Annotated in this window: 26 protein-coding genes; 10 read left to right on the top strand and 16 right to left on the bottom strand. The window is 65.8% G+C overall.

Going from position 1 to position 26,826, the window contains the following annotated elements:
- The 5 genes from SOM39_RS07240 (at position 1) to SOM39_RS07220 (ending at position 5,725) form a co-directional block, all read left to right on the top strand.
- Positions 1 to 1,302 carry an ABC transporter permease gene (locus tag SOM39_RS07240; protein ID WP_068854091.1) on the top strand — a complete coding sequence of 434 codons (1,302 nt, stop codon included), beginning with the start codon at positions 1 to 3 and terminating at the stop codon, positions 1,300 to 1,302.
- A gap of 16 nt (positions 1,303 to 1,318) precedes the next feature.
- Positions 1,319 to 2,539, top strand: a complete 1,221-nt coding sequence (locus tag SOM39_RS07235; protein WP_320457928.1) for an ABC transporter permease — start codon at positions 1,319 to 1,321, stop codon at positions 2,537 to 2,539.
- Position 2,540: 1 nt separating this feature from the next.
- Positions 2,541 to 2,951: a PDZ domain-containing protein gene (locus tag SOM39_RS07230; protein ID WP_320457927.1), complete on the top strand. Its 411-nt coding sequence runs from the start codon at positions 2,541 to 2,543 to the stop codon at positions 2,949 to 2,951.
- A 78-nt stretch (positions 2,952 to 3,029) separates the two neighbouring features.
- Positions 3,030 to 4,373, top strand: coding sequence for a sigma-54 dependent transcriptional regulator (locus SOM39_RS07225; RefSeq protein WP_320457926.1), 1,344 nt, complete (start codon positions 3,030 to 3,032; stop codon positions 4,371 to 4,373).
- Positions 4,370 to 5,725 carry a HAMP domain-containing sensor histidine kinase gene (locus SOM39_RS07220; protein WP_320457925.1) on the top strand — a complete coding sequence of 452 codons (1,356 nt, stop codon included), beginning with the start codon at positions 4,370 to 4,372 and terminating at the stop codon, positions 5,723 to 5,725. Before SOM39_RS07225 ends, SOM39_RS07220 begins: the two co-directional genes overlap by 4 nt.
- A 132-nt stretch (positions 5,726 to 5,857) precedes the next feature.
- On the opposite strand, the gene glmU is transcribed toward SOM39_RS07220, so the two are convergent.
- From glmU to SOM39_RS07170, 10 genes are all read right to left on the bottom strand, one after another.
- The gene (gene glmU / locus SOM39_RS07215; protein ID WP_320457924.1) at positions 5,858 to 7,222 is read right to left on the bottom strand and encodes a bifunctional UDP-N-acetylglucosamine diphosphorylase/glucosamine-1-phosphate N-acetyltransferase GlmU; all 1,365 of its coding nucleotides are present in this window, start codon (positions 7,220 to 7,222) and stop codon (positions 5,858 to 5,860) included.
- Positions 7,223 to 7,356: 134 nt separating this feature from the next.
- Entirely contained in the window at positions 7,357 to 7,779 is a 423-nt protein-coding gene (locus SOM39_RS07210; RefSeq protein ID WP_068854096.1) for a F0F1 ATP synthase subunit epsilon, read from the bottom strand.
- A gap of 2 nt (positions 7,780 to 7,781) precedes the next feature.
- Positions 7,782 to 9,188 (bottom strand): F0F1 ATP synthase subunit beta, encoded by a 1,407-nt coding sequence (gene atpD, locus SOM39_RS07205; protein WP_068854097.1) that lies wholly within the window; start codon positions 9,186 to 9,188, stop codon positions 7,782 to 7,784.
- Positions 9,189 to 9,226: 38 nt separating this feature from the next.
- Entirely contained in the window at positions 9,227 to 10,090 is an 864-nt protein-coding gene (atpG, locus tag SOM39_RS07200) for a F0F1 ATP synthase subunit gamma (protein WP_068854098.1), read from the bottom strand.
- Between the two features lie 80 nt (positions 10,091 to 10,170).
- On the bottom strand, positions 10,171 to 11,718 hold the full coding sequence (atpA, locus tag SOM39_RS07195; protein ID WP_068854099.1) for a F0F1 ATP synthase subunit alpha: 1,548 nt from the start codon (positions 11,716 to 11,718) through the stop codon (positions 10,171 to 10,173).
- 44 nt (positions 11,719 to 11,762) lie between these two features.
- Positions 11,763 to 12,290 (bottom strand): F0F1 ATP synthase subunit delta, encoded by a 528-nt coding sequence (locus SOM39_RS07190; protein ID WP_068854100.1) that lies wholly within the window; start codon positions 12,288 to 12,290, stop codon positions 11,763 to 11,765.
- Positions 12,291 to 12,293: 3 nt separating this feature from the next.
- The gene (locus tag SOM39_RS07185; protein ID WP_068854101.1) at positions 12,294 to 12,764 is read right to left on the bottom strand and encodes a F0F1 ATP synthase subunit B; all 471 of its coding nucleotides are present in this window, start codon (positions 12,762 to 12,764) and stop codon (positions 12,294 to 12,296) included.
- A 111-nt stretch (positions 12,765 to 12,875) separates the two neighbouring features.
- Entirely contained in the window at positions 12,876 to 13,178 is a 303-nt protein-coding gene (gene atpE / locus SOM39_RS07180; protein ID WP_068854102.1) for a F0F1 ATP synthase subunit C, read from the bottom strand.
- A gap of 63 nt (positions 13,179 to 13,241) precedes the next feature.
- The gene (gene atpB, locus SOM39_RS07175; protein ID WP_068854103.1) at positions 13,242 to 14,036 is read right to left on the bottom strand and encodes a F0F1 ATP synthase subunit A; all 795 of its coding nucleotides are present in this window, start codon (positions 14,034 to 14,036) and stop codon (positions 13,242 to 13,244) included.
- A 31-nt stretch (positions 14,037 to 14,067) separates the two neighbouring features.
- The gene (locus SOM39_RS07170) at positions 14,068 to 14,436 is read right to left on the bottom strand and encodes a hypothetical protein (RefSeq protein ID WP_176472592.1); all 369 of its coding nucleotides are present in this window, start codon (positions 14,434 to 14,436) and stop codon (positions 14,068 to 14,070) included.
- A gap of 509 nt (positions 14,437 to 14,945) precedes the next feature.
- Here SOM39_RS07170 and SOM39_RS07165 point away from each other — a divergent pair.
- On the top strand, positions 14,946 to 15,761 hold the full coding sequence (locus SOM39_RS07165) for a hypothetical protein (RefSeq protein WP_068854105.1): 816 nt from the start codon (positions 14,946 to 14,948) through the stop codon (positions 15,759 to 15,761).
- Between the two features lie 130 nt (positions 15,762 to 15,891).
- On the opposite strand, the gene lpdA is transcribed toward SOM39_RS07165, so the two are convergent.
- From lpdA to SOM39_RS07145, 4 genes are all read right to left on the bottom strand, one after another.
- Complete coding sequence (gene lpdA / locus SOM39_RS07160; protein ID WP_307106057.1) at positions 15,892 to 17,700, bottom strand: dihydrolipoyl dehydrogenase; 1,809 nt, start codon at positions 17,698 to 17,700, stop codon at positions 15,892 to 15,894.
- Positions 17,701 to 17,717: 17 nt separating this feature from the next.
- The gene (locus SOM39_RS07155; RefSeq protein ID WP_414715863.1) at positions 17,718 to 18,356 is read right to left on the bottom strand and encodes a hypothetical protein; all 639 of its coding nucleotides are present in this window, start codon (positions 18,354 to 18,356) and stop codon (positions 17,718 to 17,720) included.
- A gap of 8 nt (positions 18,357 to 18,364) precedes the next feature.
- The gene (gene aceF, locus SOM39_RS07150) at positions 18,365 to 20,089 is read right to left on the bottom strand and encodes a dihydrolipoyllysine-residue acetyltransferase (RefSeq protein WP_320457922.1); all 1,725 of its coding nucleotides are present in this window, start codon (positions 20,087 to 20,089) and stop codon (positions 18,365 to 18,367) included.
- 179 nt (positions 20,090 to 20,268) lie between these two features.
- A complete protein-coding gene (locus SOM39_RS07145) occupies positions 20,269 to 20,793 on the bottom strand; it encodes a DNA-deoxyinosine glycosylase (RefSeq protein ID WP_210131106.1) in 525 nt (174 codons plus the stop codon).
- A gap of 192 nt (positions 20,794 to 20,985) precedes the next feature.
- Here SOM39_RS07145 and SOM39_RS07140 point away from each other — a divergent pair, with 192 nt between their 5' ends.
- Positions 20,986 to 21,615, top strand: coding sequence for an OmpW/AlkL family protein (locus SOM39_RS07140; protein WP_068854109.1), 630 nt, complete (start codon positions 20,986 to 20,988; stop codon positions 21,613 to 21,615).
- 224 nt (positions 21,616 to 21,839) lie between these two features.
- Positions 21,840 to 23,342 (top strand): glycerol kinase GlpK, encoded by a 1,503-nt coding sequence (glpK, locus tag SOM39_RS07135; RefSeq protein ID WP_320457921.1) that lies wholly within the window; start codon positions 21,840 to 21,842, stop codon positions 23,340 to 23,342.
- A gap of 29 nt (positions 23,343 to 23,371) precedes the next feature.
- On the opposite strand, the gene SOM39_RS07130 is transcribed toward glpK, so the two are convergent.
- Together SOM39_RS07130 and SOM39_RS07125 are read right to left on the bottom strand one after the other, a co-directional pair.
- The gene (locus tag SOM39_RS07130) at positions 23,372 to 24,166 is read right to left on the bottom strand and encodes a MetQ/NlpA family ABC transporter substrate-binding protein (RefSeq protein ID WP_320457920.1); all 795 of its coding nucleotides are present in this window, start codon (positions 24,164 to 24,166) and stop codon (positions 23,372 to 23,374) included.
- A gap of 94 nt (positions 24,167 to 24,260) precedes the next feature.
- Positions 24,261 to 25,226 (bottom strand): helix-turn-helix transcriptional regulator, encoded by a 966-nt coding sequence (locus tag SOM39_RS07125; RefSeq protein ID WP_068854112.1) that lies wholly within the window; start codon positions 25,224 to 25,226, stop codon positions 24,261 to 24,263.
- An 89-nt stretch (positions 25,227 to 25,315) separates the two neighbouring features.
- On the opposite strand from SOM39_RS07125, the gene SOM39_RS07120 reads away from it, so the two are divergent.
- Together SOM39_RS07120 and SOM39_RS07115 are read left to right on the top strand one after the other, a co-directional pair.
- Entirely contained in the window at positions 25,316 to 25,927 is a 612-nt protein-coding gene (locus SOM39_RS07120; RefSeq protein ID WP_210131108.1) for a LolA family protein, read from the top strand.
- Positions 25,928 to 26,043: 116 nt separating this feature from the next.
- The gene (locus SOM39_RS07115) at positions 26,044 to 26,820 is read left to right on the top strand and encodes a DUF481 domain-containing protein (protein WP_068854114.1); all 777 of its coding nucleotides are present in this window, start codon (positions 26,044 to 26,046) and stop codon (positions 26,818 to 26,820) included.
- Positions 26,821 to 26,826 lie beyond the last annotated feature (6 nt).

The following is a 26,826-nucleotide window of genomic DNA, read 5'->3' as shown; positions in this document are numbered from 1 at the left end:
ATGCTCGCCTACTACTTCCGACTGGCCCTGCGCAGCTTCCGGCGCAACAAGGTGCTGACCGCGCTGATGGTGATCGCCATCGCGCTGGGCATCGGTGCTTCCATGACCACCCTGACCGTGTTCCATGTGCTGTCAGGCGATCCGATCCCGCAGAAGAGCGACCGCCTGTTCAACGTGCAGGTCGACCCGCGGCCGATGATCGGCTACCAGCCCAGCGAAGAGCCCGAAGAGCAGGTCACCCGCTTCGATGGCGAAACGCTGCTGCGTGAGAAGAAGGCCAAACACCAGGTGCTGATGACCGGTGGTGGCGTCACGGTGGAACCGGACAACAGCACGCTGCGTCCGTTCGACACCGATGCGCGCTATGCGTCCAGCGATTTCTTCACCATGTTCGATGCGCCGTTCAAGTACGGCCAGGGCTGGAAGCCCGACCAGGACGAAGGCCGTGGCCGGGTGGCGGTGATCTCCAAGGCCTTGAACGAGAAGTTGTTCAACGGCCAGAACAGCGTGGGCAAGCCATTGCGCATGGATGGGCACACCTTCAACATCGTCGGCGTGCTGGACGAATGGAATCCCAACCCGCACTTCTACGACCTGGAAACCGGCCGCTACGGCGACAGCGAAGACATCTTCGTGCCGGTGTTCACCGCGCTGGACCTGAAGTTCGGCCGCAATGGCAACATGAACTGCTGGGACAACGCCAACGGCGAGGAAACCGCACTCAATGCACCGTGCGTGTGGATGCAGTACTGGGTTGAGCTGGCCTCGCCGGCCGACGCCGGCGACTACCGGGCGTATCTGGAAAACTACTCGGCACAGCAGAAGGCCGCCGGTCGCTTCCAGCGTCCGTCCAACGTGCGCCTGCGCAACGTGATGGAGTGGCTGGACTTCAAGCAGGTGGTGCCCAGCGACGTGCGCCTGCAGCTGTGGCTGGCACTGGGCTTCCTGGCGGTGTGCCTGATCAATACGGTGGGCTTGCTGCTGGCCAAGTTCCTGCGCCGCAGCGGCGAAATCGGCGTACGCCGCGCACTGGGTGCCAGCCGCGGGCAGATCTTCCTGCAGTCGCTGGTCGAAGCCGGCACCGTCGGCCTGGCCGGTGGCGTGCTGGGCCTGGGACTGGCCCTGCTGGGCCTGTATGCGGTTCGGCAGCAGCCGGTGGACTACGCCAAGCTGGCCACGCTGGACGGCAAGATGCTGCTGCTCACCTTCGGCCTGACCCTGGCCGCCAGCCTGTTGGCCGGTTTCCTGCCGGCGCTGCGCGCCATGCAGGTCACCCCCGCCATTCAACTCAAATCGCAGTAAGGATCCGGAGCACATCATGGATATCCGACCCATCCTGAGCACGTTGCGCCGGCACAAGACCGCCGCCGCACTCATCGTGCTGGAGATCGCGCTGACCTGCGCGATCGTCTGCAACGCGTTGTTCCTGATCGGCCAGCGCCTGGAGAAGATCAACCAGCCCAGCGGCATTGCCGAGCAGGAACTGCTGGAAGTGCGCCTGGGCGGCATCGGCAAGCAGGTCAATGCCACCGCGCGTACCCGTGAGGACCTGGCCGCGCTGCGCTCCATCCCCGGGGTAAAGAACGCAGTGGCGATCAACCAGCTGCCGTTCCGGCGCAACTCCTGGAACACCAGCCTGTCGCTGATCCCCGACCAGGAACGCCCCAACTTCAACGCCGCGCAGTACTTCTCCATGGAAGGTACGCTGGATACCATGGGCCTGCAGCTGGTGGCCGGCCGCGACTTCGAGGGCGACGAATTCGCCAACATGGAAGACGTGGAGAAGGACGCCACCATAGAGCAACGCGGCTCGGCGGTGATCCTGAGCAGCAAGGCCGCCACCAAGCTGTTCCCGGATGGCCAGGCCATCGGCAAGACGATCTACAGCGGGCGCATGCCGCTACGCATCGTCGGCGTGGTGAAGGAACTGGCGCGCCCGGTGACGGTGGAGTCCGATACCGGCTATTCGATGATCCTGCCGGTGCGGGTCAACTACGATATGGGCACGTACCTGATCCGGGTGACCGACGCGGCGCGCCGCCAGGAAGTGCTCACCGCCGCCGTGGCCGCGCTGGAGAAGGTGGACAGCAGCCGCATGGTGCGCGCCAAGCTCACCTACACCGAACAGCGCGAGAAGTACTTCCAGAACGACCGCGCGATGGTCGGCCTGCTGATCACGGTCTGCGTGGCGCTGCTGGTGGTCACCGCGCTGGGCATCGTGGGCCTGGCCAGCTTCTGGGTGCAGCAGCGTACCAAGCAGATCGGCATCCGCCGTGCGCTGGGCGCCACCCGCGGCCAGATCCTGCGCTATTTCCAGACCGAGAACTTCCTGCTGGCCACCGTGGGTATCGTGCTGGGCATGCTGCTGGCGTACTCGATCAACCTGTGGCTGATGGGTGCCTACGAGCTGCCGCGCATGCCGATCACCTACCTGCCCATTGGCGCAGTGCTACTTTGGCTGCTGGGTCAGATCGCCGTGTTCGGGCCCGCCCACCGCGCCGCGGCGGTACCGCCGGCCGTCGCCACCCGGAGTGCCTGACATGACCTTTTCCCCCATCCGTCTCACGCTGGCCGCCCTGCTGCTGATCAGCACCACCGCCTGCGCCGAAAGCGCCCAGAGCGAGTCGTCGCGTATGGACTGGCGCCGGGATGGCGCGCGCCTGACCCTCGAATCCGAACAGGGCGCGGTGAGCGTTACCGCCGCGTCGCCGGCCAGCCGCTTCGGCGTGCAGGCCGGCGACCAGGTCCTGCGCGTGGACGGCGTGCCGGTGCGCAAGGTGGGCGAATTGACCGACGCACTGTCGGCCAGCGACAAAGCCAGCGTGCCGGTCACGGTGCGCCGCGCCGGCCGCGACCAGGTAGTCAGCGTGCCGACCTCAGCATGGCGCGCGGTGCAACCGCCGCCCCCGCCTCCCCCGCCGGCGCCGCCGTCACCGCCGGAACGCCCGTAAGCCGCCTTCCGGGCCCACCCTGCCGGTGGGCCCGGCGCTCGGGTACTCTCTGCCTACTTTCCGGTCCTTCGTTGCCGCATGCCTTCGATCCTGATCATTGACGACAACGCCAGCGTGGCTACCGCGCTGGAGGTCCTGTTCTCGCTGCACGACATCGACGCCGTGCACGCGCTGTCGCCAGACGAGGGCCTGGCGCTGCTGGAACAGCAGCCAGTGGACCTGGTCATCCAGGACATGAACTTCACCGAAGACACCACGTCCGGTGAAGAAGGCGAGGCGCTGTTCCAGCAGATCCGCGCCCGCCATCCGGACCTGCCGGTGATCCTGCTTACCGCCTGGACCCATCTGAGCAGCGCGGTGGACCTGGTCAAGGCCGGCGCGGCCGACTACCTGGCCAAGCCCTGGGACGACCGCAAGCTGCTGACTACGGTCAACAACCTGCTGGAGCTGTCTGAAACCCGCCGCGAGCTTGACCGCCGCCGTGCGCGCGAACAGCGCGACCGCACGGCGCTGGAGGCACGCTACGACCTGCGCGGCGCGGTGGTGGCCGATCCGGCCAGCGAACGCGTGGTGAACCTGGCCTGCCAGGTCGCGCGCTCGGAGCTGCCGGTGCTGATCACCGGGCCCAACGGCGCAGGCAAGGAGAAGATCGCCGAGATCATCCAGGCCAACTCGCTGGTGGCCAAAGGCGCGTTCGTGGCGCTGAACTGCGGCGCCATTCCGTCCGAGCTGATCGAGGCTGAACTGTTCGGCACCGAGGCCGGCGCTTACACCGGCGCCAACAAGGCGCGCGAAGGCAAGTTCGAAGCCGCCGATGGCGGCACGTTGTTCCTGGACGAGATCGGCAACCTGTCGCTGGGCGGGCAGATGAAGCTGCTGCGCGTGCTGGAAACCGGCCGTTTCGAGCGGCTGGGCTCCAACCGCGAGCGCCAGGTCAAGGTGCGCGTGATCAGCGCGACCAACGCCGACCTGCCGGCGATGATCCGCGACGGCCAGTTCCGCGAAGACCTGTACTACCGCCTCAACACCGTTGAATTGGCACTGCCGCCGCTGGCCGAGCGACCGGGCGACATCCTGCCGTTGGCCGAACGCTTCCTGGGCGATGGCAAGCCACTGTCCAATGCCGCCGCCAGTGCGTTGCAACGCCACGCGTGGCCCGGCAACGTGCGCGAGCTGCGCAACGTGATCCAGCGCGCCGGCCTGCTCGCACAAGGCCCGCGTATTGAAGTGGGGGACCTGAACCTGCCGCGTGCTGCGGCGGCGCCGCGTGCGGCCACGCCTGCCGCCGACCCGGACCGCAGCCGGATCGAATCGGCGCTGTCGCACAGCCACGGCATCATTGCCCAGGCTGCGGCCGAACTCGGCTTGAGCCGGCAGGCGCTGTACCGCCGCATGGACCGCTACGGTATTCCGCGCGAATGAAGCGCACCTCGTTCACCTTCCGCCTGTTCCTGCGCCTGCTGCCGGTGCTGGCGCTGGCCGCGGCCGGGCCGTGGCTGCTGGCGTACTGGATGGACCAGGGCTGGCTGGTGACGCTGGTGTCGGCCGTGGTGCTGCTGGTGCTGATGTGGTGGACGTTGCGCCGTGCCACCGCGCCGGTGCGCTCGCTGCTGCGGGCGCTGTCGGGCACCACCAGCAGCTACCGCGATGGCGAATACAACTTCAGCGTGTACTGGCCGGGCAACGATGAACTGGGCGACCTGGTCCAGGCGCACCGCGAGCTGGGTGACGTGCTGCGCGAACAGCGCCAGGGTCTGGTGCAGCGCGAGCTGCTGCTGGACACCATGGTGCAGAACACGCCGGTGGCGATGCTGCTGCTGGCCAACGGCGGCGATGGCGTGCAGCGCGTCATGTTCTCCAACCTGGCCGCGCGCAAGCTGCTGCACAACGGCTGGAAGCTGGAAGGCCAGGCCATGCAGAACGTGCTGGAGACCATGCCGGTGGAGCTGCGCGATGCCATCGAACGCGGCGGCGACAGCCTGTTTGCGGTGCGCGGCCCGGGTGACGTGGATGACGAGGCGGATGACGATGACGAGCAGGTCTACCACCTGTCGCGGCGCAGCTTCCATCTCAACGGCCGCCCGCACGACCTGCTGCTGATCCGCCTGCTCACCGCCGAGTTGCGGCGACAGGAAGTGCAGACCTGGAAGAAAGTGATCCGGGTGATCAGCCACGAACTCAACAACTCGCTGGCACCGATTGCTTCGCTGGCGCATTCCGGGGGCGAGCTGGTGCGGCGTGGCAAGACCGAGCGCCTGGAAGAAGTGTTCGCCACCATCGAAGACCGGTCACGTCACCTGGAAGGCTTCATCCGCGGCTACGCGCGCTTTGCCAAGCTGCCGCAGCCGCAGCTGCAGAACGTGCAGTGGAAGCAGTTCCTGGCCGGGCTGCAGCTGCAGATTCCGTTCCGCATGGCGGACATTCCCGAGGACCTTCAGGGGCGCGTGGACATCGCCCAGCTGGGCCAGGCGCTGCTGAACCTGCTCAAGAACGCGCATGAAGCGTGCAGTGAAGCCGAGCCACCCAATGATGACGTGGAGCTGCGCCTGACCCGGCTGCCGCAGTGGCTGCGGATCGAGGTGCTGGACCGTGGCAAGGGCATGAACGAGGCGGTGCTGCAGAACGCGCTGATGCCGTTCTATTCCACCAAGCGCAATGGCACGGGGCTCGGGTTGGCGCTTACCCGCGAAATCGTCGAGGCGCATGGTGGGCGCGTGTCGCTGCAGAACCGCCGCGAGGGCGGTCTGTGCGTGGCGATCTTTTTGCCGGGGTGATGGGTTCGCCTGGGCCGGCCAACGGCCGGCGCTACGAATTTTTACGGGTCCATTGGGATCCGGATCAATCAACCATGGGCTCCGGATACGCCGCGGTAGCGCCGGCCGTTGGCCGGCCCAGGCAATGCCCGGTTACTTCTTCACCGGGCGGTGCCAGCCTTCAATCGTCTGCTGGCGCGCGCGCGCGAGGGTCAACTTGCCTTCCGGTGCATTGCGGGTAATCACCGAACCGGCCGCGATGGTTGCGCCCTGCCCGATCGTCACCGGCGCCACCAGCGCGCTGTTGGAGCCGATGAAGGCGTTGTCGCCAATGGTGGTCTGCGACTTGTTCACGCCGTCGTAGTTGCAGGTGATGGTGCCGGCGCCGATGTTGACCTTGCTGCCGATCACCGCATCACCCAGGTAGGTGAGGTGGTTGGCCTTGCTGCCCACGCCGAGGTGCACCTTCTTGGTTTCCACGAAATTGCCCACGTGCGAACCGTCGGCCAGCACGGTACCCGGGCGCAGCCGCGCGAACGGGCCGATGTCGGCCGCGCCCTCGCTGACCACGCCGTCCAGGTCACAATGCGGCTTGACCACCGTGCCGGCGGCCAGCTTGACGTCCTTGAGCCGGGTGAACGGGCCGATGCTGACCCCATCGCCCAGTTCAACGGTGCCTTCCAGGATCACGTTGACGTCGATCTGCACGTCACGGCCGACCGTGACCGTACCCCGGATATCCAGCCGGGCCGGGTCGATCACGCGCGCACCCTGCGTGCACAAGGCGCGTACTTCGCGCAGCTGCCAGGCCCGTTCCAGCTGCGACAGCTGCCAGGGATCGTTGGCGCCCTCGGCTTCCTGGGCGTCGGCAACGAAGGCCATGTCGGCCGGGGTGTAGTCGGCCGCTGCCGAAGCGAACACGTCGGTCAGGTAGTACTCGCCCTGCGCGTTGCTGTTGGACAGCTGAGACAACCAGGTGCGCAGCGCGGTCGATTCGGCGGTGATGATGCCAGTGTTGATGGTGCGGATGGCCAGCTGTTCGTCGGTCGCGTCCTTCTGCTCGACGATCGCGCCCACCTTGCCTTCGGCATTGCGTACGATCCGGCCATAGCCGGTCGGGTTGAGCATATCGGCCACCAGCACGGCCAGGCGGCCCGGTTGGGCCAGCAGGTGGCGCAGGGTATCCACCTGGATCAGCGGCACATCGCCGTACAGCACCAGCACCGTGGCCGCATCGGGCACCTGCGGCATGGCCTGCTGCACGGCATGGCCGGTGCCCAGCTGCTGGGTCTGCTCGGCCCACTGCAGGTCGGGCTGGTCGGCGAACGCCGCGCGCACCGCTTCACCACCGTGGCCGTACACCACATGGATGGCGTCGGGCCGCAGCTGGCGCGCGGTATCGATCACATGGGCCAGCATCGGGCGGCCGGCAATTGGCTGCAGCACCTTGGGCAGGTCTGACTTCATGCGCTTGCCAGCGCCGGCGGCGAGGATGATGACGTGCAGGGCTTGGGTCATGGGGATGGAGGGTGATCAAAGGTGACGACTGCGATTCTAGAACGCCCGCCGTCAATGTGCCGCGTTTCCGGCACGCGGAAACAACAACGCCGGCAGAAGCCGGCGTTGTTGTATGCAGCGGTAAGCGCTGGAAGTCAGTGCTTGAGGGTCTTGCGCAGGCGCTCCAGCGCCTGCAGCTGGACCACGGCTTCGGCCAGCTTCTGCTGGGCTTCGGCCACTTCCATCGCTTCGCCACGGTTGGCCAGGATGCGCTCGGCTTCTTCCTTGGCCTTGCGGACCGAGGTTTCGTCGATGTCCTGCGCGCGGATCGCGGTGTCGGCCAGCACGGTCACGACCTGCGGCTGCACCTCGAGGATGCCGCCGGAGATGGCGAAGTCCAGCTGTTCGCCATTCGGGGTGGTGACCACCACCTTGCCCGGCTTGAGCCGGGTGATCAGCGGGGCATGCTTGGGCGCGATGCCCAGTTCGCCAAGCTCACCCGTAGCCACGACCAGAGTCGCTTCACCACGGAAGATTTCCTGCTCGGCGCTGACGATGTCGCAACGGATGGTGCTCATGATCAGGCCTTCTCAGCCATCTTCTTGGCTTTCTCGACCGCTTCTTCGATGCTGCCGACCATGTAGAACGCCTGCTCCGGCAGGTGGTCGTATTCGCCGTCGACGATGGCCTTGAAGCCGCGGATGGTGTCCTTCAGCGACACGTACTTGCCCGGCGAGCCGGTGAACACTTCTGCCACATGGAACGGCTGGCTGAAGAAGCGCTCGATCTTGCGGGCGCGCGACACGGCCTGCTTGTCTTCTTCGGACAGTTCGTCCATGCCCAGGATGGCGATGATGTCCTTCAGTTCCTTGTACTTCTGCAGGGTCTGCTGGACGCGCTGGGCGGTGTCGTAATGTTCGTGGCCGATGACCAGCGGGTCCATCTGGCGGCTGGTCGAATCCAGCGGATCCACCGCCGGGTAGATACCCAGCGAGGCGATCGAACGCGACAGGGTCACGGTCGAATCCAGGTGGGCGAAGGTGGTCGCCGGGGACGGGTCGGTCAAGTCATCGGCCGGCACGTAGACGGCCTGGATCGAGGTGATCGAGCCGTTCTTGGTCGAGGTGATGCGCTCCTGCAGCACGCCCATTTCCTCGGCCAGGGTCGGCTGGTAACCCACGGCCGACGGCATGCGGCCCAGCAGTGCCGACACTTCGGTACCGGCCAGGGTGTAGCGGTAGATGTTGTCGACGAACAGCAGCACGTCCTTGCCCTTGCCGTTTTCGTCCTTCTCGTCGCGGAAGTATTCGGCCATGGTCAGGCCGGTCAGCGCGACGCGCAGGCGGTTGCCCGGCGGCTCGTTCATCTGGCCGTACACCATCGCGACCTTGTCCAGGACGTTGGAGTCCTTCATCTCGTGGTAGAAGTCGTTGCCCTCACGGGTACGCTCGCCCACGCCGGCGAACACGGACAGGCCGCTGTGCGCCTTGGCGATGTTGTTGATCAGCTCCATCATGTTGACGGTCTTGCCGACGCCGGCGCCGCCGAACAGGCCGACCTTGCCGCCCTTGGCGAACGGGCACATCAGGTCGATGACCTTGATGCCGGTTTCCAGCAGCTCGGTGGCCGGCGACTGGTCTTCGTACGACGGCGCTTCACGGTGGATTTCCCAGCTGTCGCTGGCGGTCACCGGACCGGCTTCGTCGATCGGACGGCCCAGCACGTCCATGATGCGGCCCAGGGTGCCTGCACCGACCGGCACCGAGATGGCGCGTTCGGTGTTGGTGGCCACCAGGTTGCGCTTCAGGCCGTCGGTGGAGCCCAGCGCGATGCAACGGACCACGCCGTCGCCGAGCTGCTGCTGCACTTCCAGCGTGATTTCGGTGTTGTCCACCTTCAGCGCGTGGTACACCTTCGGCACCGACTCGCGGGGGAATTCCACGTCGACGACGGCGCCGATGATCTGAACGATCTTGCCCTGACTCATTGCTGCATCCTCTAATTTAAATGCTTTGACTGCGCGCGTCAGACTGCTGCCGCGCCGCCGACGATTTCCGAAATTTCCTGGGTGATCGCTGCCTGGCGGGCCTTGTTGTAGACCAGCTGCAGGGTTCCGATCAGCTTGTTGGCGTTGTCACTGGCCGACTTCATCGCGACCATGCGGGCTGCATGCTCGGACGCGACGTTTTCCAGCACTGCCTGGTACACCAGCGATTCGACGTAACGCGTCATCACGTGCTCCAGCACGGTCGCGGCGTCGGGTTCGTACAGGTAATCCCAGTCGTGGTGTGCAACCTGCTTCTCGGCGGCCGGCAACGGCAGCAGCTGGTCGAAGCTGGCCTTCTGCGTCATCGTGTTGATGAAGCGGTTGTAGACCAGGTACACACGGTCGACCTTGCCCTCGGTGAAGGCATCGAGCATGACCTTGATGACACCGATCAGCTGTTCCAGGTGCGGCACGTCGCCCATGTGGGTGACGCTGCCGACCATGTTGACCTTGACGCGGCGGAAGAAGGTGGATGCCTTCTGGCCGATGGTCACCAGGTCGATCTCGGCGCCCTTGTCCTGCCACTCGCGCACGTCGCCGAGCATCTTGCGGAACAGGTTGTTGTTCAGGCCGCCGGCCAGGCCGCGGTCGGAAGAGACCACGATGTAGCCCACGCGCTTCACTTCGTCGCGCTGGACCAGGAACGGATGCTGGTAATCGGTGCTGGCCTGGGCCAGGTGGCCGATCACCTGCTTCATCGCCTGCGCATACGGACGCGACGTCTTCATCCGCTCCTGCGCCTTGCGGATTTTGGAGGCCGAGACCATTTCAAGCGCGCGGGTCACCTTGCGGGTGTTCTGCACGCTCTTGATCTTGGTTTTGATTTCGCGTCCGCTTGCCATCTCTTATTCCCGTAGAGCGGGGCCATGCCCCGCTTTGTCGTTTGCGCAGCGGGGAAACACTCCCCGCCCCACGAAGCGGCTTACCAGCTGCCGGTGGTCTTGAACTCGGAGATGCCCTTCTTGAAGGCCGCTTCGATGTCGTTGTCCCAACCGCCGGTGGCGTTGACCTTGCCGACCAGTTCGCCCTGGGTGTTGGCGAAGTGGGCGTGCAGGCCTTCTTCGAAGGCCAGCAGCTTGTTGACCGGCACGTCGTCGAGGTAACCCTCGTTGACGGCGTAGATCGACAGCGCCTGGTTGGCGATCGACATCGGGGCGTACTGCTTCTGCTTCATCAGCTCGGTCACGCGCTGACCGCGCTCAAGCTGCTTGCGGGTGGCTTCGTCCAGGTCCGAGGCGAACTGCGCGAACGCCGCCAGCTCACGGTACTGGGCCAGCGAGATGCGGATGCCGCCCGACAGCTTCTTGATGATCTTGGTCTGGGCCGCACCACCGACGCGCGACACCGAGATACCGGCGTTCACGGCCGGGCGGATGCCCGAGTTGAACAGGTCGGTTTCCAGGAAGATCTGGCCGTCGGTGATCGAGATCACGTTGGTCGGCACGAACGCGGAAACGTCGCCGGCCTGGGTTTCGATGATCGGCAGCGCGGTGAGCGAACCGGTCTGGCCCTTCACGGCACCGTTGGTGAACTTCTCCACGTACTCTTCCGAGACGCGGGCTGCGCGCTCGAGCAGGCGCGAGTGCAGGTAGAACACGTCACCCGGGTAGGCTTCACGGCCCGGCGGGCGCTTCAGCAGCAGCGAGATCTGGCGGTAGGCCACGGCCTGCTTGGACAGGTCGTCGTACACGATCAGGGCATCCTGGCCGCGGTCCATGAAGTACTCACCCATGGTGCAGCCCGAGTAGGCGCTGATGTACTGCATGGCAGCCGATTCGGACGCGGTGGCGGCCACGACCACGGTGTGGGCCAGGGCGCCGTTCTCTTCCAGCTTGCGCACGATGTTGGCCACGGTCGAGGCTTTCTGGCCGATCGCGACGTACACGCACTTGATGCCGGTGTCCTTCTGGTTGATCACCGCATCGATGGCCAGGGCGGTCTTGCCGGTCTGGCGGTCACCGATGACCAGCTCGCGCTGGCCGCGGCCGATCGGGATCATGGAGTCGACGGACTTGTAACCGGTCTGCACCGGCTGGTCGACCGACTTGCGCCAGATCACGCCCGGGGCAACGCGCTCCACCGGTGCGGTGGCCTGGGCAGCGATCGGGCCCTTGCCGTCGATCGGCTCGCCGAGCGCGTTGACCACGCGGCCCAGCAGCTCCGGACCGACCGGCACTTCCAGGATGCGGCCGGTGGTCTTGGCCACGTCGCCTTCGCGCAGGTGCTCATAGCCACCCAGGACCACGGCGCCGACCGAGTCGCGCTCCAGGTTCAGGGCCAGGGCGAAGGTGTTGTTCGGCAGTTCGATCATTTCGCCCTGCATCACGTCGGCCAGGCCGAAGATGCGCACGATGCCGTCGGACACGCTGGTCACGGTGCCTTCGTTGCGCGATTCCGCGGCCAGCTTGACCTTCTCGATGCGGTTCTTGATCAGTTCGCTGATTTCGGAGGGGTTGAGCGTGGTTGCCATCGTCAAGTCCTAGTGCCGGCGATCACGCCGGACGTTAAATGAATTCAGTTAGCGAGCGCGGTCTGCAGGCGCGACAGCTTGCCCTTGAGCGAGCCATCGATCACCACGTCGCCAGCGTCGATCACCGCACCGCCGATCAGCGACGCATCGATGGCGGTGGTGACGTCGACCTCTTGGCCGAAGCGCTTGCGCAGCGCGGCCTTGATGGCGTCCAGCTCAGCGGTGGACAGCTCGGCGGCCGAGGTCACCGTGGCTTTCACCACGTGTTCGGCTTCAGCGCGGAGCTGGTCGTACATGCCTGCGATTTCCGGCAGCAGCGGCAGCCGGTGCGCTTCGGCCAGGATGGCCAGGAAGCGACCGAACGACTCGCCTGCCGTTTCCGGGGCCAGCAACGCGACGGCATCGTCACGGCCCAGCTCCGGGTTCGACAGCAGGGCCGACACGCGCGGATCGGCGGCTACATGGGCGGAGAACGCAAGCGCGTCCGACCACGGCGCGAACGTGCCTTCGTCGCGCGCGGTCGCGAACGCGGCGCGGGCATACGGGCGTGCAAGCGTGAGGGCCTGGCTCATCGATCAGATCTCCGAGGCCAGCTCGTCGAGCAGCGCCTTGTGGGCGTTGGCGTCGATTTCGCGCTTGAGCAGCTTTTCGGCACCGGTCACGGCCAGCACGGACACCTGCTTGCGCAGATCCTCGCGGGCACGGTTGGCGGCCAGTTCGATCTCGGCGTGGGCCAGTTCTTTCTGGCGGTTCGCTTCGACGATGGCTTCATTCTTGGCAGCATCAACGATCTGGTTGGCGCGGGCATGGGCCTGGTCGATGATCTCGTTGGCCTTGGTGCGCGCATCCTTCAGTGCTTCGTTGACCTTTTCCTGCGCCTGGGCCAGATCCTTCTGGCTGCGGTCGGCAGCAGCGAGCCCTTCAGCGATCTTCTGCTGGCGCTCTTCGATGGCGTTCATCAGCGGCGGCCAGATCTTGGTCGCGATGATCCAGATCAGACCGGCGAACGCCAGTGCCTGGGCAACGAGGGTAAAACCGATTTCCATGGGGTTCGCTCAATCTGGGGTGATGGGGTGGAGGCGCCGCAGGAGCGGCGCATCCGTTCCTTCATCCGCGATCAGGCGCTCAAGGCGCCTGATCGTTTCGCTTTCGCTGGATCAGCCGGCAACCGGCGGCAGGCGGGTCACGAACTCAGCGATGGTCGGGTTGGCGAAGGCCAGCAGCAGGCCGACGGCGACCGAGATGATGAACGCGGCGTCGATCAGGCCGGCGGTGATGAACATGCGGACCTGCAGCACCGGGATCAGTTCCGGCTGGCGGGCAGCCGATTCCAGGAACTTACCGGCCATGATGGCCAGACCGAGACCGGCACCCAGCGCGGCCAGGCCGATCATGATGCCGACGGCGAGGACGGTGGAGCTCTGGACTTGGGCGAGGTTGGTCAGGACGGCAAAGTACATGGGTTATCTCCGGAAACTTAAGTAGCTAAGGGTAATGAAACGGATGAAGGGTGAAGCGGAAACTCAGTGAGCGTCTTCCGACAGGCTCAGGTACACGATGGACAACATCATGAAAATGAAGGCCTGCAGCGGAATCACCAGCAGGTGGAACAGCATCCAGCCGAGGCCGAAGGCGCCGCCTGCGATGGCGCCCATGATGCCGGCACTGCCCAGCACCCAGATCAGCAGGAACACGATTTCGCCGCCGAACATGTTGCCGAACAGTCGCATCGCCAGCGAGATCGGCTTGCTCAGCCACTCGACGATGTTGAGGATCAGGTTGAACGGCATCATCCACTTGCCGAACGGTGCGGTCAGGAATTCCTTGGTGAAACCACCCAGGCCCTTGGCGCGCAGCGCGAAGAAAAGCATCAGGAAGAACACGCTGATCGACATGCCCAGGGTGGCATTGACGTCGGCGGTCGGGACCGGCTTCCAGTACGGAATGCCCAGCGCTTCAAGCGGCAGGGCGATGAAGTCGGCCGGGATCATCTTGATGAGGTTCATCAGGAGGATCCAGAAGAAGATCGTGATCGCGATCGGGGTCACCAGCTTGCTGGTGCCGTGGTAGGTGTCCTTGGCCTGGCGGTCAACGAACTCCAGGCAGATTTCAACGAACGCCTGCCACTTGCCCGGTACGCCGGCGGTGGCCTTGCGGGTGGCCATCCAGAAGCCAAACACCATCAACAAACCCATCAGGACCGAAGTCACAATGGTGTCGACGTGAATTGCCCAGAAACCACCTTCCTGCATGTGGAACGTCAGGTTGTGCAGGTGATGTTGGATGTAGGAGGTGGGTGTAAGCGCCTCGCCTGCCATGTGTCCGGAACCTTGAGTTAAATAAATTGGATCAGCGCCTGGCCAGAGCCAGGACCTGGAACATCAGTCCGACGGCGATTCCGGCCAGCAGCGCCAATGCAGGCAGCTTGAAGACCACGAAACCCACCGCCAGGACACCGAATACGAGCGCCCACTTTGCCACCACCGCCAGGATCAGCCGCGACATCGCTGAACCTGCCGCCTGCACCCCGCCCCCCAGCGCCATCCGCGCCGCGACCCAGCCGCCCGCCGATACCGCGATGCCCGATGCCAGCGCGCCAAGCGCGTACTTCGGGCCTGCCAGCAGCAGGAGCACCAGGGCCAGGACAGCCACTGCAGCCAGCGGGTACACCGCTGCGCGCAGCATCAGTCGCCGACCCGCGTCAACGGAGTTCAGCACACGTATGTCCTGCATGGTTGTGGGAGGGGTGACCGGGGCTGGAACTGCCTGTGCCCCGTCGAGCCGCCAAATTATAGCAACGGGACAATTTGCGAGACAACCTGCGCCTGTTCATCCCTGACAACGCAAGTTGCTGCATCGCCACAGATTTTGGCCCGGGAGGGCGTCCGATCCCGCCACTGCCCGCCCCAATTCATGTCGCGTCGCACCATATTGAACTTTGGTCGTGGGGGCTGGTCAGAGAAGTGGGCCTGCCAATTCGATCCTCGTCGACGCCCCTGAAGCAGGCCGGTACCGGGCGGCCCCGAGCTCTCTCCGGGGCCGCCTTTTTCCCGGGAGGCCGCATCCGCTACAACGTTGTGCAGTGCCCGTGGCGGCCACGCGCGGACACCGACGGTCACCCGGGGTGCATGAACGGTACACACAATCTCCACCATACGTTCACGAATGGTGGACGCGGCGCTGGGCAGAGTGATTCCACTTCACTGAATCCCTCCAAGGATAGAACGATGCGCCTGCTTCCCCTGCTCGCCCTGCCGCTGGCCATGGCCGCCCTCACCCACGCCACGTCCGCGAGCGCGGCCGAAGGCGATGACCGCTTCGCCCTGCGCCTGGGTGCGATGAACATCGACTCGGACAACACGATCCGGGGCAACACCACGGTGCTCGGCCAGGATGTGGGCTTCTCCGAGGACTTCGGCCTGGGCGGCAAGGAATGGGAGCCGCGCATTGACGGCCTGTTCCGCATCAGCGACCGCCAGCGCCTGATCTTCAACTACTTCAAGTACGACAAGGACCGCCGCGAAACCCTCAACGACGGCATCAGCTTCGGCGGCGAAACCGTGCCGGCCGGCAGCTTCGTCAAGGGCGAGCTGAAGTACCAGGTGGCCAGCCTCGTGTACGACTACTCGGTGGTGGACACCGAGAAGTTCGACCTCGGCCTGCAGCTGGGTGCGGAGTACGCCAAGGTGAGCACCAAGGCCTACGCCGACCTGGGCACCGTGTACCAGGGCGAGTTCCTGGACGAGAAGGCCGACGGCGTTGCGCCGGTGGTCGGTGCGCGCTTCACCATCACCCCGTCCGAGAAGTGGATGATCACCGCGCAGGGCCAGTACCTCAACACCGACTGGGGCAACTTCGATGACTACGATGGCGACCTGACCCGCGCCAACGTGATCGTGGATTACAGGTTCACCGACAATTTCGGCATCTTCGCCGGCTACGACTGGTTCCGCCTCGACGTCGACCAGACCGGCAGCGACGGCACCATCGGCCTGAAGCAGGAGTTCAAGGGCCCGGTGGCCGGCATCAGCGTTTCGTTCTGATCCAACCGTTGGTTGGTGTGTTACCGCACGAAAAACCCGGCGAATGCCGGGTTTTTTGTTTGAACCGGTCTCACGACCAACGGTCGTGAGCTACCGAAATAAAAGAAACCCGGCTTTCGCCGGGTTCCTTTTATTTCTTTTTCGGGATGTACAGATCGGTGATGGTGCCGTCGTAGATTTCCGCGGCCATCGCCACCGATTCGCTCAGCGTCGGGTGGGCGTGGATGGTGTGCCCGATGTCTTCGGCTTCGGCGCCCATCTCGATGGCCAGGCCGATCTCGGCCAGCAGGTCACCGGCGTGCACGCCGACGATCGCGCCGCCGATGATGCGGTGGGTTTCCTCATCGAAGATCAGCTTGGTGAAGCCCTCGGTGCGGCCGATGCCGATGGCACGGCCACTGGCCGCCCACGGGAACTTCGCTACGCCAACCTTCAGGCCCTGCGCCTTGGCTTCGGTTTCGGTCACGCCAACCCAGGCGATTTCCGGGTTGGTGTAGGCCACCGACGGAATCACCCGCGCCACCCACTCCTTTTTCTCGCCCGAGGCCACTTCAGCGGCCAGCTTGCCCTCGTGCGTGGCCTTGTGGGCCAGCATCGGGTTGCCGACGATATCGCCGATGGCAAAGATGTGCGGCACATTGGTGCGCATCTGACGGTCCACCGGAATGAAGCCACGCTCGGTGACGCCCACCCCGGCCTTCTCCGCGCCGATCTTCTTCCCGTTCGGCGAGCGCCCCACGGCCACCAGCACGCGGTCGAAGGTGCCCTGCTCCAGCCCCGGCTTCTCGCCTTCGGCAGCGGCTTCGAAGGTCACGGTGATGCCCTTCTTGTCCGCGTTCACGCCGGAGGCCTTGGTCTTGAGGTGGACCTCGACGCCCTGCTTCTTCAGGCGGTCGGCCAACGGCTTGACCAGGTCCTTGTCGGCACCAGGCATCAGCTGGTCCATGAACTCCACCACGGTCACCTTGCTGCCCAGCGCCGCGTACACGGTCGCCATTTCCAGGCCGATGATGCCGCCACCGACCACCAGCAGCGAGCCGGGAATGTCGGCCAGTTCCAGCGCGTCGGTGGAATCCATCACGCGCGGGTCGTCCCACGGGAAGTTCGGCAGCTTCACCGCCTGCGAACCGGCGGCGATGATGCACTGCTGGAAGCGCAGCAGCTGGGTCGTGCCGTCGTCGCCGACGATCTCCAGCTCATTGGCCGAGACGAAGGTCGCCACGCCCTGCACGGTACGCACCTTGCGCTGCTTGGCCATGCCCGACAGGCCCTTGGTGAGCTGGGTGACCACCTTTTCCTTGTAGCCGCGCAGCTTGTCCAGGGTGATCTTCGGCGCGCTGAATTCCACGCCGAAATCGCCCGCGTGGGCCACTTCGTCGATCACCGCAGCGGCGTGCAACAGCGCCTTGGACGGAATGCAGCCCACGTTGAGGCACACGCCGCCCAGGCTGGCGTAGCGTTCGATCAGCACGGTGTCCACGCCCAGGTCGGCCGAGCGGAACGCGGCGGTGTAACCGCCCGGACCCGCACCCAGCACCACCATCTGGCATTCGATGTCGGCCGGCTTGCCCGACGACAGCGCCGGCTGCGGCGCGGCCGGTTCGGCCGGCGCGCGGTGCGACGGGGTCACCGGCGGCTTGCTGGCCGGGGCGGCGGCCTTGGGCGCTTCCGCCGCAGACGCGGCCGGGGCGGCAGCGGCGCCTTCGGCGTCCAGCACCACCACCACATCGCCTTCGGACAGCGTATCGCCGAGCTTGACCTTGATTTCCTTCACCACGCCGGCAGCCGAAGACGGCACTTCCAGGGTGGCCTTGTCCGATTCCAGCGTGACCAGGCCCTGGTCCTTCTTCACCGTGTCGCCCACGGCGACCAGCAGTTCGATCACCGGCACCGCGCTGTAATCGCCGATGTCGGGAACCTTGATTTCAATAGCGGCCATTCGTCTTCTCCTGGGTCTCAGCCGGCGTTGCCGGCGAGCAGTTGCTGCAGTTCGTCGAGCGACTCGTCCAGATCCTGCCAGCGACGGTCGAGCTTCTTTTCCTTGGTGTCGCTGGCTTCGATCAGCAGCGCCACCTGTTTCATCATCAGTTTGCCGGCGCCGCACTCCCAGCGCGGACCGCTGTAGCGCTCGCCAGCCACCTGGAAGGACAGCACCTCACCGTCGGTCACCGGCGCCTTGCGCCCTGCCGGCACACCCGAATCCAGCGCGGCCTGCCAGCTGCGCAGCAGGCGCTGGGCCAGCGCGGCGGGGATGGCGACCTGGTACTGGTCCGGTTCCTGGTCCACGCGCAGCTCCACGCCACCACCGCGTGCACTGTTGTTCCAGTTGTACACGCGCTTGTCGGCCTCGCTGTAGCGCAGGGTCCACGCCTGGTCCTGGCTGCCGGGCAGCAGCGCCACGCCGGTTTCCACCCCGCCCTTGGGCAGGATGGTCAGCGCCAGCGCGGGCTGTGCCTTGCCGTTGAACAGGGTTTCCACGGCCTGGCCGTAGTTGCCCACCGCCGGCGGCCAGCCGCGGCCGATATCGGTCGTGCACGCGGCGGACGCGCCGGGCGCAACGACCAACGCGGCCAACGTCACCGCAACGCCCGCCAGGCGCTGCCTCACAGCAGCACGCGCCGCATGTCGGCCAGCACCTGCGACAGGTACGTGGTGAAGCGCGCGGCCAGCGCACCGTCGATGACACGGTGGTCGTAGCTCAGCGACAGCGGCAGCATCAGCTTCGGAGCGAATTCCTTGCCGTTCCAGACCGGCTGGATCGAGGACTTGGACACGCCCAGGATGGCGACTTCCGGTGCATTGACGATCGGGGTGAAGGCGGTGCCGCCGATGCCGCCCAGCGAGCTGATCGAGAAGCAGCCGCCACTCATGTCGGCCGGGCCCAGCTTGCCGTCGCGCGCCTTTTTGGCCAGCTCGCCGGTTTCCTGGGCGATCTGCACCACGCCCTTCTTGTCCACGTCGCGGATCACCGGAACGACCAGGCCGTTCGGGGTGTCAGCAGCGAAGCCGATGTTGAAGTACTTCTTCAGCGTCAGGTTTTCACCGGCCGCATCCAGCGATGCGTTGAATTCCGGGAACTGCTTCAGCGCCGCGGCGCTGGCCTTGATCAGGAAGGCGAGCATGGTCAGCTTGATGCCGGCCTTCTCGTTTTCCTTGTTCAGCGCCACGCGCAGGCCTTCCAGGTCGGTGATGTCGGCCTGCTCGAACTGGGTGACGTGCGGGATCATGGCCCAGTTGCGCGCCAGGTTGGCGCCGGAGATCTTCTTGATGCGCGACAGCGGCTGGGTCTCGACTTCACCGAACTTGCTGAAATCGACCTTCGGCCACGGCAGCAGGTTGAGCCCACCACCCGCAGCGACCGTGCCACCGGCAGCGGCGGCGCCACCGCCGGTCAGCGCCGACTTGACGAATTTCTGCACGTCGGCCTTGGTGATGCGGCCGCCCTTTTCGGTGCCGGTCAGCTGGTTGAGGTCCACGCCCAGCTCGCGGGCGAACACGCGCACCGCCGGGGTGGCATAGGGCACCTTGGACGGCAGCACGCTGTCGGCGTTGAACTGCACCGGCGGGCTGCTCGGGGCACCGGCCGAGGGGGCGCTGGCGATTTCGCGCGCCGCCAGCTTGTCCGGCTGGGCCGGCACGGCGACCGGTTCCACCTTGGTGCCGGTTTCGGCAGCGGCCGGGGCGGCGGCAGCGGCGGCCTGGCTCGGCGCCGGGGCGGCGGCGCCCTCGGCTTCGATGATGGCGACAACCTTGCCCTGCGACAGGGTGTCGCCGACCTTGACCTTGATTTCCTTGACCACGCCGGCAACCGACGACGGCACTTCCATCGTGGCCTTGTCCGACTCGAGCGTGACCAGGCCCTGGTCTTTCTTGACGGTATCGCCGACGGCGACCAGCACTTCGATCACCGGGATGTCGGTGTAATCGCCGATGTCCGGCACCAGCGCTTCCACCGGGCCACCGCCGGCAGCAGCCGGTGCAGCGGCGGGCGCGCTCTGGGTGGCCGGGGCCGGGGCGGCAGCAGCAGCCTTGGCCGGGGCGGCAGCGGGTGCCGGCGCAGCCGCCGGGGCAGGCGCTGCGGCTGCGTCAGCCACTTCGATCAGGGCCACGACCTTGCCCTCGGACAGGTTGTCGCCGACCTTGACCTTGATTTCCTTGACCACGCCGGCGACCGAGGACGGCACTTCCATCGTGGCCTTGTCCGACTCGAGCGTGACCAGCCCCTGGTCCTTCTTGACGGTGTCACCAACGGCGACAAGCACCTCGATTACCGGGATATCGCTGTAGTCACCGATATCGGGGACAAGTGCTTCCTTGATTTCGGCCATGGGGATAACTCCGGCAATCTGGTGTAGGGAATCGCCTATTGTGGGGGCATGAGGCGTCAGCGCCAACCAGCTTGGGCAATTTTCACCCGCTCTGTCCCGGGACAGCGTGTTGCAGCAGGGATGGGCGCTGCTGCGGCCGGTGTTCCAGTCGGTACCGTATTGTCCCGCTACGGTCCGGCTCAGCCGGCCAGGACATCGGCGACGGGCTGCCACGCCACCTGCAGGCGCGGCAGCGGCCATGCCGCATTCGCCGGACTGGTCGAGGGCAGCGACCACACCGCCAGGGACGCCGCACGGTCGCCCAGCACCGGCAGGATGTAACGCACGAAGGCCGCGTGTGCAGTGGCGCCATTGCAGGCGACCGCCGCGAGGGCCGGCAATTGGCCAACCAGATCGGCCACGGCGTTGGGCACTTCGCTGCCGCGCACGATCGCCGCGTCCAGGCTGCCACGCCGCTCGCACTGCCCGATCACATCCCACAGCCCTACGCCCGCCAATTGCAACGCCTGCAGGCGATCAACGTAGGCAAGACCCGCGTTGATCCCGGTCAGCGCCGACATCAACGGCCAGAATCGGTTGCGCGGATGCGCGTAATACTTCGCTGCATGCAGCGATGCCACGCCCGGCATCGATCCCAGCACCAGCACGCGGCAACCTGCCGAAACCTGCGCAGGCAGGCCGATGCACAGCGTTGGATTCGTCACAGTGTCTCCAGATGCATGAATGTCGCGCATTGCATGATCGCGCGCCAGCGCAACGATTTCGCGCTGCTGGCTGAACAGAACAAACTAAATTTTAACGTGCGTCGGATTCGATTCATGTTGCGGGGACTACGTTTGCCTCGCCCCGATGCAACGGGGGCCCAAGAACAAAAAAATACCTGAGGAGATTCCCCCATGCGCTCCATCCGCACCCTGACCCTGGCTACCCTGACTGCCCTTGCCTTCGCACCTGCCGCCTTCGCGCAGGACAGCACCACCGACACCGCGTCGGGCAAGCATTTCGCCGTTGTCGGCGGCGTTGCACTGCTGCAGCCGAAGAATGATCCGCTGGAAGGCATCGACAAGGTCGATGGCGGCCCGGCGCCGACGCTGAGCTTCAGCTACTACATCAACGACAACTGGGCCGTGGAACTGTGGGGCGCAGCTGACAAGTTCGACCACCGCGTGCGCGGCGCCAATGGCCAGCTGGGCACGGTTGAGCAGCAGCCGATCGCGCTGAGCGGCCAGTACCACTTCGGCCAGGCCGACAACGTGTTCCGCCCGTTCGTGGGCGTGGGCTACTACGAGTCGAACTTCAGCAACGAGAAGCTGGCCAGCGACGTCGGCCATATCGGGCTGGAAACCGCCAAGGGCGCCATCGGCACCGTCGGCGTGGACATGAACATCAACAGCACCTGGTTCGCCCGCGCCGATGCCCGCTACATGCATTCGCGCCCGGACCTGACCGTCAACGGCCGCAGCACGGGCGACGAAGCCAAGCTGGATCCGTGGACGGTGGGCTTCGGTATCGGCGCGCGCTTCTAAGCGCTTCCGCTACACGTAGCAATGCAACGGGCCCCTCGCGGGCCCGTTGTCGTTTCTGGCATTGCCCTTTTTACCGGTCGCATTTCGGCGCGGGGCTGTATGCGCGTGAAGTGGACTACCTTGATCGCGGGAATGGGCCGTCGAGCTGTACGATCTGCCATGGCGGCAATCGCGTAGCGTTACCATCGCCAGTGCATCGTGCCGGCCGTACCCCAGGATCCCCCATGGACAAACGCTACGTACTCGCCATCGACCAGGGCACCACCAGCTCGCGCGCAATGCTGTTCGACCGCGCCGGACACGTCGCCGGGGTGGCGCAGCGCGAGTTCGGGCAGATCTTCCCGCAGCCGGGCTGGGTTGAACACGATCCGCGCGAGATCCTGACCAGTGTCTATACCACCCTGACCGAGCTGCTCAACCGCGAGCAGATCGATCCGCGCCAGATCGCGGCGATCGGCATCACCAACCAGCGCGAAACGACGGTGGTCTGGGACAAGGCCACCGGCCAGCCCATCCACAATGCGATCGTCTGGCAGTCCCGACAGAGCAACGACATCTGCGAACGCCTCAAGGCAGAAGGCCACGAGCCGCTGATCCGCGCACGCACCGGGCTGCTGGTGGATGCCTACTTTTCGGCGACCAAGATCCGCTGGATCCTTGACCACGTGGACGGCGCGCAGGCCCGCGCCGAGCGCGGCGAGCTGCTGTTCGGCACCATCGACAGCTGGCTGGTGTGGAACCTCACCGGCGGCGCGGTGCACGTCACCGACTACAGCAACGCGGCCCGCACGCTGCTGTTCAACATCCACACCCTTGCCTGGGATGATGCGTTGCTGGCGCTGCTGGACATCCCGCGCGCGATGCTGCCCGAAGTGCGCAGCTCCAGCGAGGTGTATGGCACCACGCGTTCGCAGTTCTTCTTCGACCAGCACATTCCAATTGCCGGCATCGCTGGCGACCAGCAGGCCGCGCTGTTCGGCCAGGCCTGTTTCGAACCTGGCATGGTCAAAAACACCTATGGCACCGGCTGTTTCATGCTGATGCATACCGGCACCCGCGCGGTGGCCTCCAGCAACGGCCTGCTCACCACGCTGGCCTGGGGCATCGATGGGCAGGTGGAGTACGCCCTGGAAGGCTCGATCTTCGTGGCCGGCTCGGTGGTGCAGTGGCTGCGCGACGGGCTGCGCATGTTCGGCAAGTCCAGCGACTGCCAGGCCTATGCCGAACGCGCGGCCGACAACGGTGGGGTGTACATGGTGCCGGCCTTCGTCGGCCTGGGCGCGCCGTACTGGCGCAGCGATGTGCGCGGGGCGGTGTTCGGCCTGAGTCGGGGCACCACCAAGGAACACTTCATCCGCGCGGCGGTGGAATCAATGGCGTACCAGACCCGCGACGTGCTGGCCGCGATGCAGGCCGATGCGGGCATTGAACTGAAGGAACTGCGCGCCGATGGGGGCGCGATCGCCAATGACTTCATGGCGCAGTTCCAGAGCGACCTGCTGGGGGTGCCCGTGCTGCGCCCGCAGGTGGCCGAGACAACCGCGCTGGGCGCGGCCTACCTGGCCGGCCTGGCCACCGGGTTCTGGAGCAGCCGCGCGGAGATTGCCGAGCAGTGGGCGGTGGATCGCCGGTTCGTGCCGCAGATGGCGGCGGCCGAACGCGAGACGCTGTACGCCGGATGGGTACAAGCGGTGGAGGCAACGATGGGCTTCCGCCCCCCGCGGTAGGAGCCGACCGTTGGTCGGCTCTTCCCCGATCAGAACGCCGGCAGCACCGCACCTTTGTATTTCTCGGCGATGAAAGCCTTTACTTCCGGGCTGGTCAGCGCCTTGGCCAGCTGCTGCACGCGCGGGTCGTCCTTGTTGTCCGGGCGGGCGACCAGGAAGTTCACGTACGGCGAATCCCTGCTCTCAATCGCGAGCGCGTCCTGGGTCGGGTTGAGGCCCGCATCCAGCGCGTAGTTGGTGTTGATCAGGGCCAGGTCCACCTGGTCGAGCACACGCGGCAGCATCGCCGAATCCAGTTCGCGGAACTTGAGCTGCTTCGGGTTGGCAATGATGTCGCGCTGGGTGGCCAGTGCGTTGGTCGGGTCCTTGAGCGTGATCACGCCGGCCTTGTGCAGCAGGATCAGCGCACGGCTGTTGTTGCTCGGGTCGTTGGGAATCACCACGTCGGCCCCCACCGGCAGATCGGCCAGCGACTTGAAGCGGCGCGAGTAGGCGCCGAACGGCTCGATGTGCACGCCGATCACCTTGGTCAGGTCGGTCTTGCGGTCGCGGTTGTAGGCGTCCAGGTAGGGTTCGGTCTGGAAGTAGTTCACGTCCACCTGCTTCTGCACCAGCTGGTCGTTGGGCTGCACGTAGTCGTTGAAGACCTTTACGTCCAGCTCCAGGCCTTCCTTCTGCAGGATCGGCTTGACCACCGCCAGGATCTCGGCGTGCGGCACCGCAGTGGCCGCAACGACCAGCTTGCTGGAATCGGCGGCGGGCTTGCCGCAGGCGGCCAGGGCCAGCGTGGCGGCCAGCAACGGGAGCAACAGGGTCTTTTTCATGGGGACGGAATCCGGGGGGGCTGCGTAGCAGCCAACCATACCGCAAGCCCCGGCCAGCCGGGTATCCCGGCCATATGACCGGGGGGCATGACCGTTATTCGTAATTGCTCAGCGCCATCATCAGCAGCGCCTTGGCCTGCTCGCGCAGCACGGTCGGCTCGATGATTTCCGCGTCCGAACCGTAGTGCAGCACGTCCATCAGCAGCTCACGCGAAACGCTGTAGGGCACCTTGAGCTCGTAGCGGCCGTCGGCCAGGAACCGGCCCTGCTGCTTGGAATGCCAATGCTCGTCGGCCACCCAGCGCGCGGCCTTGGCACTGAAGACGATGGTGGCCCAGCCCTTGGGCGGGCCGGAGAAGATGCCGTAGCTGGCACCCAACTGCTCGTCCAGCTCGGTGTCGTCCACGTCGCGCGCAACCGTGTCGACCACGCGGGCCTTGTAGATGCGGTCCACGGCGAAGCTGCGCAGGCCCTCGCGGCCGTGGTCCCAGGCGTCCAGGTACCAGTTGTCGCGATAGTGGGTCATGCGCTGCGGCGACACGGTGCGCTTGGTCGCCTCGTCGGTGGAACGGGCCCGGTACTCGAACGCCAGCTGCCTGCGCTCCAGCACGGCCGACGCCACGGCGCGGAAGCTGGCTTCATCGAACTTGCGGCCGCGGTGCGGAATGACCCGCACCCGGTCCACCGGCCAGGTCGACACGCCGGCCTGCGCGGCCAGCAACCCTTCGATGCGCTGCTGCAGCGGCGCCAGCACCGACGACAACACGCCACCGCCGGTACGCGCCAGCAGGTGCTGGGAGGCCAGCAGGGCGTGCAGTTCTTCGGAGCTGAGCCACAGGCCGGGCAGCTCGAACCGCTCGCTCTCGTTGTCCTGGTAGCGGAAGCCGGCCTCGCCATCGCCCTCGACCGGTGCCATCAGCGCATCGCGCAGGAAGGCCAGGTCGCGATAGACGGTGGCGCGCGAACACGCCAGTTTTTCCTGCAGGGTCGCCACCGTGACCGGATAGCGGGCGGACTTCAGCAGACGATGCAGGGCGTTGATGCGTTCATATCGGTCCATGACCCGATTATGTCCGAGTCGCCGCCGTTGTGGCGGCCCGGATCCGAACTTCGGCTATCGTGGGGCCCCCTGCCCGCCCGAACCCCGCCATGCGCCTGCTGCCTGCCGTTGCCGTGCTGTCCCTGCTGCTGTCTGCCTGCGGGCAGGCACCTGCGCCCGCCGCTCCTGCAGCCGCCACGCCGCCGGTACCGGTCGCCAGCGATCCCGCGCAGGCGGTACTGGCCGCCAGCCAGCGCTTCGGGCAGCTGCGCAGCTTCCACGCCAGCCTGCACATGCAGGGGCCGCGCACGCTGGACGCCCGCATGGAATTCGTGGCGCCTGACCGCTACCGCCTGCAGACCGACGAGGGCGTGCAGACCATCATCGGCGACACGTTCTTCCTGCAGCGCGCCGGCGAAGTCCGCCAAGTGCCGGTGCCGCCGGGCCTGCTGGCGCAATGGCGCAGCCCGTTGCCGGCTGACGCCACCGCCGCCGAACTGCAGGTTGAAGCACTGGGCGAGGAGCGCGTGGATGGGCAGCCCGCCCGCCGCTACCGCGTGCGCCATGCCAGCGCCGCACCTGACGGCATGCTGTACTGGATCAACACGGCCGGCCTTCCGGTGCGGATCGAACGCCAGGGCCAGACCCAGGGCAAAGCCTTCAAGGTCACGGTGGATTACAGCCGTTTCGACGACCCCACACTGCAGATCGCAGTGCCCTGAACAGGCGACAAGTCCAAACCTCTCCTAAAGCACGGGCGGGAAAAGGAAAAACGGCGTGAAGGCATCCAGTATCATCACGCGTTGCTCCTCCCCCCTGTTGATCCGGAGAATCGTTGATGTCCCTGCGCGTGACGTTGCTTGCTTCCCTGCTGCTCAGTGCCCCGGCCGCCTTTGCCCAGGACACCACCGACCTGGCCGCGATGACCTCGCCGTGGAGCGGCAGCGGCGGCGAACTCGGCTTTGCCTCCGCACGGGGCAACAGCAACACCGAAAGCGCCAACGGCCGCCTGCGCCTGCGCTATACCGATGACGACTGGGTGCACAGCATGGACCTGTTCGGGCTGCGCTCGCGTTCGGAATACACCGAAACCGCCGACGATGGCACCGTCACCAAGCGCAGCAACACCACCGCCAACCGCTACACCGGCAGCGCCGGCAGCGCGCTGCAGCTCGGCGAGCACCGCCAGATCACTGCCACGGTGCGTTATGAGCGCGACGATTTCGCTACCTACGACCGCCAGAGTTCGTTCGGTCTGGGTTACGGCACCCGGCTGGTGGAAGGCGACCGTTTCTACATGGATGCGCAGATCGGCCCCGGTGTGCGCCGCACGCACAACACCGAAGATGACGAGACCCGTACCGGCCTGATCGGCCGCGGGCTGTTCGACGTGAAGTATTCGCTGACCCCCAATACCGACCTGATCAACACCCTGCTGGTGGAATCGGGCTCGTACAACACCTTCGGCCAGAACGATTTCGGCGTGTCGGTGAGCATGAACGAGCACCTGGCCCTGAAGGCGGCCTGGCAGGCGCGTTACAACAGCGACGTGGCCGAAGACAAGCGCAAGACCGACACCCTGACCACGATGAACGTGGTCTACAAATTCAAGTAATGGGGA

Origin of the sequence: Stenotrophomonas sp. CFBP8994 (assembly GCF_034044835.1) — a bacterium.
Lineage (GTDB): Bacteria > Pseudomonadota > Gammaproteobacteria > Xanthomonadales > Xanthomonadaceae > Stenotrophomonas > Stenotrophomonas rhizophila_A.
The sequence above is the reverse complement of the archived record's forward strand: the minus strand, read 5'-3'. Positions and strand labels throughout refer to the sequence as shown.

What these genes read in the sequence shown, in the direction of transcription:
- SOM39_RS07240 (WP_068854091.1), top strand. Translation starts at nt 1, where the DNA reads ATGCTCGCCTACTACTTCCGACTGGCCCTGCGCAGCTTCCGGCGCAAC.
- SOM39_RS07235 (WP_320457928.1), top strand. Translation starts at nt 1,319, where the DNA reads ATGGATATCCGACCCATCCTGAGCACGTTGCGCCGGCACAAGACCGCC.
- SOM39_RS07230 (WP_320457927.1), top strand. Translation starts at nt 2,541, where the DNA reads ATGACCTTTTCCCCCATCCGTCTCACGCTGGCCGCCCTGCTGCTGATC.
- SOM39_RS07225 (WP_320457926.1), top strand. Translation starts at nt 3,030, where the DNA reads ATGCCTTCGATCCTGATCATTGACGACAACGCCAGCGTGGCTACCGCG.
- SOM39_RS07220 (WP_320457925.1), top strand. Translation starts at nt 4,370, where the DNA reads ATGAAGCGCACCTCGTTCACCTTCCGCCTGTTCCTGCGCCTGCTGCCG.
- glmU (WP_320457924.1), bottom strand. Translation starts at nt 7,222, where the DNA reads ATGACCCAAGCCCTGCACGTCATCATCCTCGCCGCCGGCGCTGGCAAG.
- SOM39_RS07210 (WP_068854096.1), bottom strand. Translation starts at nt 7,779, where the DNA reads ATGAGCACCATCCGTTGCGACATCGTCAGCGCCGAGCAGGAAATCTTC.
- atpD (WP_068854097.1), bottom strand. Translation starts at nt 9,188, where the DNA reads ATGAGTCAGGGCAAGATCGTTCAGATCATCGGCGCCGTCGTCGACGTG.
- atpG (WP_068854098.1), bottom strand. Translation starts at nt 10,090, where the DNA reads ATGGCAAGCGGACGCGAAATCAAAACCAAGATCAAGAGCGTGCAGAAC.
- atpA (WP_068854099.1), bottom strand. Translation starts at nt 11,718, where the DNA reads ATGGCAACCACGCTCAACCCCTCCGAAATCAGCGAACTGATCAAGAAC.
- SOM39_RS07190 (WP_068854100.1), bottom strand. Translation starts at nt 12,290, where the DNA reads ATGAGCCAGGCCCTCACGCTTGCACGCCCGTATGCCCGCGCCGCGTTC.
- SOM39_RS07185 (WP_068854101.1), bottom strand. Translation starts at nt 12,764, where the DNA reads ATGGAAATCGGTTTTACCCTCGTTGCCCAGGCACTGGCGTTCGCCGGT.
- atpE (WP_068854102.1), bottom strand. Translation starts at nt 13,178, where the DNA reads ATGTACTTTGCCGTCCTGACCAACCTCGCCCAAGTCCAGAGCTCCACC.
- atpB (WP_068854103.1), bottom strand. Translation starts at nt 14,036, where the DNA reads ATGGCAGGCGAGGCGCTTACACCCACCTCCTACATCCAACATCACCTG.
- SOM39_RS07165 (WP_068854105.1), top strand. Translation starts at nt 14,946, where the DNA reads ATGCGCCTGCTTCCCCTGCTCGCCCTGCCGCTGGCCATGGCCGCCCTC.
- lpdA (WP_307106057.1), bottom strand. Translation starts at nt 17,700, where the DNA reads ATGGCCGCTATTGAAATCAAGGTTCCCGACATCGGCGATTACAGCGCG.
- aceF (WP_320457922.1), bottom strand. Translation starts at nt 20,089, where the DNA reads ATGGCCGAAATCAAGGAAGCACTTGTCCCCGATATCGGTGACTACAGC.
- SOM39_RS07140 (WP_068854109.1), top strand. Translation starts at nt 20,986, where the DNA reads ATGCGCTCCATCCGCACCCTGACCCTGGCTACCCTGACTGCCCTTGCC.
- glpK (WP_320457921.1), top strand. Translation starts at nt 21,840, where the DNA reads ATGGACAAACGCTACGTACTCGCCATCGACCAGGGCACCACCAGCTCG.
- SOM39_RS07130 (WP_320457920.1), bottom strand. Translation starts at nt 24,166, where the DNA reads ATGAAAAAGACCCTGTTGCTCCCGTTGCTGGCCGCCACGCTGGCCCTG.
- SOM39_RS07125 (WP_068854112.1), bottom strand. Translation starts at nt 25,226, where the DNA reads ATGGACCGATATGAACGCATCAACGCCCTGCATCGTCTGCTGAAGTCC.
- SOM39_RS07120 (WP_210131108.1), top strand. Translation starts at nt 25,316, where the DNA reads ATGCGCCTGCTGCCTGCCGTTGCCGTGCTGTCCCTGCTGCTGTCTGCC.
- SOM39_RS07115 (WP_068854114.1), top strand. Translation starts at nt 26,044, where the DNA reads ATGTCCCTGCGCGTGACGTTGCTTGCTTCCCTGCTGCTCAGTGCCCCG.